This is a genomic window from Cryobacterium gelidum, from assembly GCF_004403985.1.
In the GTDB taxonomy this organism is placed as follows: domain Bacteria; phylum Actinomycetota; class Actinomycetes; order Actinomycetales; family Microbacteriaceae; genus Cryobacterium; species Cryobacterium gelidum.
Genome location: NZ_SOHL01000010.1, coordinates 43826 through 50612, shown reverse-complemented (window position 1 = coordinate 50612; position 6787 = coordinate 43826). Strand labels below are relative to the sequence as shown.

Here is a 6787-nt window from a genome sequence, read left to right as displayed (position 1 = left end):
CATTATCAGCGCGTGTCTATTAGACAGGCTATCCATCAAGCGAACGACCCCGCACAAAGGTGTGATGTCGGGTTAGTCCGGGATGCGGAAGGCGCGAGCGTGAGGCGCGCCGGCTAGAGACCCGCCGCAGGCTGCAGTTTTGTTGGCCTGCGCGGACATGGCGCTGAGGAGGTGGATAAGCTCGTTACAGGCCTGGTTTCCACGCTCGAAACGCATGATGTTGCCCATTCGCGTCATCTCGCGGCGCTGATGGCAGCGCCAGCAGACGCGCAGGCCCATGATGATGAGTTGTGACCACGTGGGGAAAAATGAGCCCCTCGAAGCTGGGGTGGAAGCGTTTGGCGCAACTGTCGGTCGCGCATGCCCACTCGTAGACATAACTGTGAGTGATCTCTTCCTGCGGCAGCTCGCATTCGTCGCAGATCGGCGGGGACGAAAGTTTCACGGCAGCGACTGCGGCGTCGTCAGCAGAGTCAATCATCGGAGTAGAGTAGCGCCCTCCTTGCCGGTCCACTACGGAATGCGGAAATTTAACGAGGCGAACGCGAGCTTGTCGCCGCCAGGCATCGAGGAAGATCATCGCGGCACTTAGACTTTGTTCTTCGTTCCCGAGTGCGCATTCATAAGTGCGCGTCGATGTAGTGGTCGATTCTCTCTGTGCTGGCTGTGGCAACATTTTGGCAACATTTGAACGAAATTACTTCCATTCCAACCGGGCTCAGATGATTGAAAAACCCCGTTATTCCGGGGGTGTTCGGCCGATCCCGCTGACCAGTTACGGCAGTATTAGGGTTCAAATCCCACCGTCTCCGCAGCGAGGAGTTTACGTAATTCCGGCGTTTAGTTTACGAAATTCCTGCGGCAACAAAAAACCGGCGATCGCATCGCCGGTTTTCTGCGTTAAGGCGCAGATTTCGAGAGTGCTAGCCCCAAGAAACGCTGTGATCGGTGCGCGGTCGGCGGTTAAACACCGCTTCGCCCTGTTTTTGGCAGGGCGAAGCGACTTTTACTGCAGGTAACGGAATTGTTGACGACCGGGCGGCTAGCTGGGTGGTGGTGACGGCGCCGTCTCGGTGGGTGGCGTCGCCGCCGTGATTTCAGCGCTGGAATAGTACGTGCTCGCGAAGGACTTGTTCCTCGTGGTGAGGGGCACTCGGGCGAGCTCGCTCTGAATGAACGTCAAAATCTTTCGGATATTGGCCGAGACGAGTGCGAGTGTCACGGCCAGCGACGCAAAGGCCTCCGGTCTTGTGAAGCGAGCACTTGAAGATCTTCACTTCACAACCGGAGGCCTTCTTCACGCCCGAAGCTCAGGGCGTGTCACCACACAACCCCAACCAACCTCTCTGGGCAGTACACCTAGTTGCGCTGGCCCTGCCGTTATTCGAGCAATTTGCCGGCCTGGCTGACGTTTTCCATCAGTGCCGCGATCTCGGCGGGAACCGGCGGGATCTGCTCATGGGCGATCGAGCCATCGGCTGACCACACCAGGTTCACCTGCAAGGCGGGGTCCATGTCCGGGTAATCGCTTCTGTTGTGAGCACCGCGGCTCTCCCGGCGCTCCAGAGCGCAGGCCAGGGTTGCTCGGGCGGCCATGAGGGAGGCGCGCAGGTCGAAGGCATGCGCGAGGCCGGAGAAGCCGGCGACATCCGGATGCACGCCGATTCGTTTCTGGCGATCGTCGAGTTCGTCCAGCTCGCGTAGGCCCTCGAGCAGCCCCGCCTCGTCGCGTACGACCCCACCGAAGTCGGTCATGGTGTTGCGGATGTCTCGCTGCAGGGCTCGCACATTCTCTTCTCCGTCCGAGGCAAGAGTGTCGGTCACCTCGCGTTCCGCGGCGTCGATTGCTTCTTGTGAGCGGTTCTGGGAGGTGATGCCTGCGCTGTATTCCGCTGCAGCCTGACCGACGATCCGGCCGAAGACGAGGAGCTCGATGAGCGAGTTTCCGCCCAGTCGATTTGCTCCGTGCAGCCCGCTGGAGGCCTCGCCGATCGCGTACATCCCCACGACATCGGTGGAGTGGTCGTCCGGTCGCACCCACACGCCGCCCATGGAATAGTGCGCGGTCGGGGCGATCTCGATGGCAGTGGTGGTGACATCCAGCACCTGCAGTTCCAGCATGGTCTGGTAGACGCGGGGCAGGCGCGTCATGATCGTCTCGCGGGGCAGGTGGGAGATGTCGAGCAGCACGCCGCCCTTCGCAGTGCCGCGTCCCTCCTTGATCTCGGTGTATGCGGCCAGCGCGACCCTGTCGCGGGTCGACAGCTCCATTCGCTCAGGGTCGTAGTTGGCCATGAACCGCTCGCCGAGTACGTTTCGCAGCACCCCGCCCTCGCCCCTGGCGGCCTCGCTGATCAGGGTGCCCGCGGCATTTTCCGGCTCGAGGATGCCACTCGGGTGGAACTGGACCAGCTCTGCGTCGCGCAGTCGACCGCCGGCATCCACCGCCAGCTTGAAGGAGTCGCCCGTGTTCTCGTCCCGCCGGCTGGAGGTGCGACGCCAGATGCGGTTATGTCCGCCAGCGGCGATGATGACCGCGTCTGCGATGATCGTCACCCGGCTGCCGTCGCGTAGATCAAAGCCGTACGCACCGAACACCACGTTGTCGCGCACCAAGATGCGGGTTATGTACACCGAATCCAGGATGGGAACCTCGAGCTGGGCGGCTCGGGCGACCAGGGTGCGCTGAATCTCGAGTCCCGTGTAGTCGCCGGCGAACGCGGTCCGACGGTACTTATGGGCTCCAAAATATCGCTGGCTGATACGACCATCAGCCTCGCGCGCGAACGGCATACCCCAGCGCTCGAGATCCTGGATGCCTCGGCCAGCGTTCTTCGTCACAATCTCGGCCGTGTGTGGGTTGGCGAGAAAGTAGCTCTCCTGAATGGTATCGGCTGCGTGCTGTTGCCAACTGTCTTCGGCATCCATCGTGGCCAAAGCCGCATTGATTCCGCCAGCCGCCAACGAGGTGTGTGCGTCGTTCTTGGGGCGTTTGCCGACGGCGAGAACGTCGACTCCGCGTTCGGAGAGTTCGATTGCGGCGCGCAGGCCGGAACCCCCGGTCCCGATGACGAGGACGGAGGTAGAAATGCGGCGACCAGTGACGGTGTTGTCTGGCATGAGAACGGCCTTTCCGGGCACGAAGACGGAGACGCACCGAGTGCAGCTCCCACGGTCAAGCTAGCTCGCGTTGCTGGACTTTTGCTCTAATTTGAGGACGACATAGGTGCAATGCCCAGGGAGGTTGGTTATGCGGCTGTGGGATGGTTCGTTTCCGGTTGCTGAGTGGAGTCTGTGGTGACTGTAGTAGTGCAGCCAGGGCTCCAAGGCTGCGCGGCGTTCGGTGTCTGAGGTGTAGAAGCGTCCGTAGGCCCAGCCGCCGCCCGTCGCAACACCCCGATGGCGGTGTCGGCTTTCTCGTCAGCGCAGATCTCCGCGTAGGCGACGCTGGAGTTGTCATCGATGACGGTATGCATGAACGAGGTGCCCAGCCGGGCCGTGCGGTTAGCTGCCCGAAGTCCGGCGCGCCGGGAAGTCGCCGCCCGGTTCGCGCCGCCCTGTTGGCGTCCGACGTAGCGGTGGCCGCCACCGTCGGGAGGAGCGATCCTGCATCCTTAGTACGCAGTGCTGGGCGAATCGGTCGGCCCACCGTTTCGCGTTCGGCTACGAGACCCGGAACATCTTCGCGGCTGACGAAACGCTCCATCCTTCGACGATGCTCAGACGAGCCAGCTGAAATGAGACTGCTTTACCTGTGCCCGTAAGACAGGATCATTACCGGCAACGCCTGCGGAATCTGCGGCTGCGTATGCCTTGCAATCCGCTGCTTCTTCCTCGGCGCAACCCACCGTTCGCTACATGGAGGGCCGGCATCGCTAGGACGGCGACCGGTCGGGCACTGAGATGGAATTAATTCGGCGATGTGATGGAATCGAAACTATTCGTCGCAGCTCCCTTTAGCTCTATGAGTGGCCTGTGGGAATTACGTAAACTACCCGCAGCCATTCGAACCCCTGAGTCCCTTACAAACACCGGGACTCAGGGGTTTTCTTTTGCCCCACAATCGGCGTTTGCCCACATTCTGCCCACAATTTTCCAAGGTCGCCACCCAGTTGCGACCGGTTGAATCCGCCATCTCTTAGTGGGGCACCTTGTCGATCGGGAGCAAGTCGTCTGCCCGCTAATCGATATCCGTGCGGCATTCGACACAGAGAAGGTCCTCCGCCGTTCACGTGCGGCCGTTGCCGAAACGCAAGCCGCAGTAAGTGGATGGCGTGACGATGGCTGATCCCGCGTGTGTTGGGAATCGACGTCGTGGCGTGGCCTCTGTCTGACTAATCTGCGGCGAAACGGCGCACGAAACGGGCCCTCACCGCTGACGCTGTGAGAGCCCGTTCCTGTTTGATCCCGTGGACGTTACCCAGCGGTCACGGTCACCGGACCCACGACGCCACCCCGGGTGGAATCAAGCCAAATCGAGCCAGGGTTGCTGGCCGAGGTCCTGAGCCGATAGGTGAACACTCCACCGGTCTGCGGCGCCGGCGCGGCGGTGATCGGCGCTTGTCCGATGACAGGACCGGTCGGTCCGCCACTATGGATCGTCACGGTACCGCCGACCGACGAACTGATGCCGTCGACTCTAAAGTCGCGCGACTTCCACCTCGCCCCGGTGACACTGATCTGACTAGCGATCGGCGTGATTCGCACCTCATCGGTGCGCACGGTAGAACCCGAAGTCACTGTCAGTCGGAAGGTCAACGGATTGTTCGTCATCGGTGTCGCGAAGAGCGGCAAAGAGAACGTTGGCTTGACCGTCGTGGGCCCAGAGAGGGTGACGCGGTCGGGATCCGTCGGCCCACTTGATATCTGCTCCCACAGGTAGGTCGTTTCCGTGCCGGTCGAGCGGCTGCCGTCCAGCACCACCGTGGTCGCGGTGACTGCCCGAGTGATCGCCTGATCGGCACCCGCGTTAGCCACGACAGCGCCGAGTGCTTGGACCGGATCGGACTTCGCCGATGCAGCGCTGGCGCCGTTCGCGTTACTTGCAGTGACCGTAAACTGATAGACGGTATCTGGAGCCAGACCGTCGAAGACGAGCGTCGTCACGTCTCCCGCGGTGATGCGTGGGGGGCCCGCCGCAGCTCCATCAGCGGTGTAAGCCTGCACCGAATACCCTGTCACACTGAGTCCCGGCGCCCCAGGGTCGGCAGCAGACCAGTTCAGCGTCACGCTTCCCGTGCCGGCAAGCGGTGGCGAGGAGAAGGTTGGCGTGGAGGGAAGAGGATCATTCGTGATGGTCAACACCACTTGGCCCTGCGCCGACAGGTTGCCGGATGGGTCGACCGCGGCGAAGTTCACAGTGGTCGTTCCGGCAATGTTGACGGGCTGCGTGTAGAGCACAGCAAGCGCGGACAACGTGCCGCCGGATAGAAAAACATCCGACCCGTCGGTCGTGTAGTAAATCTCAGCTGCCGCCTCATTGGAGCTCAGAGTGAGCTGCTGGGCGGTGCGGAACGACCCGCTCTGGGGGGAGGCCGTAACTAGGGGTGCCACGATGTCGGTGACCGGAATGGCATGCACGGCGGGAAAGGTCTCGCCCGCGCTGCTCACTGAGACGAGGAAAACGTCATATGTCTCGGCTGGATTCAGCCCCGAGATCGTGGTGGTCTTCGCCGCGGGGGAGTCGATGCGCTTGCCAAATTCCGCGCGCTCTCCGTTGACGACCGTTTGTGCCACCGCATGAACCCGGTAGCCGGTGATTGCCGGGGTGCCGGGGATCGCTTTTGCTGGCGTCCACGTGATCTTGAGGGAATCTGCCACCGTGGCGGCGATCACATCGGTCGCTCCGGCGGGACCTGATTGCAACGGACCGTTCGGGCATCCGCCCATTCCGGGACCGCCCAATTCGCCGAACTCGGCGATGGTGAGGCCCTGGCGGTTGGCGGCGGCATCCTCAAGCTGCCAGGACATCACGCGCACACCGCTCCCGGCGGCAGCGGCGATGCCGGCAGTATCCCGACTGTCGAACACGTAGGTGGCCGTGAAAGTGTTAGGGCCCGCAATGCCGAACTCGAGCGATGAGCTATAGCCCACGTTGGCTGTGAGCGGTCCAGGCACCGCGCGCACGTCCCGGCGGCCGATAGGGGTGCCCCTGAACGCCGGGTCGACGATTCGCTGCTCGATCTGAGCTTGATTTGCACCATCGCCAATGAAACCGGTGACAGTGACGGTGACGCCGTCGGCGGCGAGCACCGGCGCTGCTGTCACATATACGTCTTGGGTCGAGGTGTCACCGGCTGCAGTTGCACCGAACTTCATCGACACGACGTCTCCGGACCGGATGTCCGGGGTGACCTTCAGTGCCGTGCCGGCTCCCCAGCAGACCCCGCCCGGATGGTTGACCTCGAACGCGACATCGCCGGCGCCCACAACCGACTCCGCTGAGCCGATCACACCTACCCCGGGACGCGTAACTTCCACGGTTGCGGTCTCGCCAATGTGTTCCTGGTAGCCCTCGATGGTGATGAAGTCGCGGTCAGGGAAGACGACGATGTTGTTGGGAAAGGTCGGTACAGCCGCCGAAGCGGCCGGTACGGCAATGATGAAGGGTGCGATCAGAACTGCTGCTGAGATTCCAAAAACGGTCGCGCGCCGTCCGGAAGAAATCCTGTTTCCAGGACCCGCCGCAGATGGGCTTGTTTTCACGGTCATCCACTCCTTCATGAGAATGCGTGACTAATTCACGCATAATTGCACTCTCGTACCGGGGCCTTGGAAAAACCATGAT

The 6787-nt window shown here is 62.1% G+C and carries 4 protein-coding genes and 1 pseudogene; all 5 read right to left on the bottom strand.

The window, feature by feature from the left end:
• Positions 1-184: 184 nt before the first annotated feature.
• The 5 genes and pseudogenes from E3T50_RS06310 to E3T50_RS06290 all read right to left on the bottom strand — a co-directional run bounded on the left by E3T50_RS06310 (position 185) and on the right by E3T50_RS06290 (position 6711).
• Positions 185-481 carry a hypothetical protein gene (locus tag E3T50_RS06310; RefSeq protein WP_134551091.1) on the bottom strand — a complete coding sequence of 99 codons (297 nt, stop codon included), beginning with the start codon at positions 479-481 and terminating at the stop codon, positions 185-187.
• Positions 482-1042: 561 nt separating this feature from the next.
• Positions 1043-1222 carry a hypothetical protein gene (locus tag E3T50_RS06305; protein WP_134551090.1) on the bottom strand — a complete coding sequence of 60 codons (180 nt, stop codon included), beginning with the start codon at positions 1220-1222 and terminating at the stop codon, positions 1043-1045.
• A 158-nt stretch (positions 1223-1380) separates the two neighbouring features.
• Complete coding sequence (locus E3T50_RS06300) at positions 1381-3120, bottom strand: FAD-binding protein (protein ID WP_134551089.1); 1740 nt, start codon at positions 3118-3120, stop codon at positions 1381-1383.
• A gap of 60 nt (positions 3121-3180) precedes the next feature.
• Positions 3181-3596 (bottom strand): annotated as a pseudogene (locus E3T50_RS06295) (hypothetical protein); the annotation flags it as partial.
• A gap of 820 nt (positions 3597-4416) precedes the next feature.
• The gene (locus E3T50_RS06290) at positions 4417-6711 is read right to left on the bottom strand and encodes a fibronectin type III domain-containing protein (RefSeq protein ID WP_134551088.1); all 2295 of its coding nucleotides are present in this window, start codon (positions 6709-6711) and stop codon (positions 4417-4419) included.
• Positions 6712-6787 lie beyond the last annotated feature (76 nt).

What these genes read in the sequence shown, in the direction of transcription:
- E3T50_RS06290 (WP_134551088.1), bottom strand. Translation starts at nt 6,711, where the DNA reads ATGACCGTGAAAACAAGCCCATCTGCGGCGGGTCCTGGAAACAGGATT.
- E3T50_RS06310 (WP_134551091.1), bottom strand. Translation starts at nt 481, where the DNA reads ATGATTGACTCTGCTGACGACGCCGCAGTCGCTGCCGTGAAACTTTCG.
- E3T50_RS06300 (WP_134551089.1), bottom strand. Translation starts at nt 3,120, where the DNA reads ATGCCAGACAACACCGTCACTGGTCGCCGCATTTCTACCTCCGTCCTC.